Genomic DNA, 396 nt, shown 5'->3' on the forward strand with positions numbered 1-396 from the left:
CCTGGCTCACCGCCTGCGCCGCCGGCGCCTGCGCCAACACCACCCCGCCCGGCAACCGGGCGCCCACCGCGGCCTTCACCGCCTCGGTCAACGGACGCAGCGTCAACCTGACCGACCTGTCCACCGACCCGGACGGCACCGTCGTGAGCCGGACCTGGAGCTTCGGCGACGGCACCGGTTCCACCGCCGCCAACCCCTACAAGACCTACCAGAGCCCCGGTACCTACACCGTCACCCTGACCGTCGTCGACGACAAGGGCGCCAAGGCCACCACCAGCCGCAGCCTGGTGATCACCACCGCGAGCGAGTGCGCCAACCCCGACACCCGCGTCCTCGACCGCAACTGCGCGCGCAGCAACGTCTCCGCGACCACCGGGAACTACGCCCACTTCTACC

At 71.5% G+C, this 396-nt stretch carries 1 protein-coding gene; it reads left to right on the forward strand.

Annotated elements, in window-relative coordinates; all coding sequences use genetic code 11:
- Positions 1 to 396, forward strand: a 396-nt coding sequence (locus VR45_RS28355; RefSeq protein ID WP_045942702.1) for a PKD domain-containing protein, incomplete at both ends; no start/stop codon positions are given.

Origin of the sequence: Streptomyces sp. NRRL S-495 (assembly GCF_000966955.1) — a bacterium.
Lineage (GTDB): Bacteria > Actinomycetota > Actinomycetes > Streptomycetales > Streptomycetaceae > Kitasatospora > Kitasatospora purpeofusca.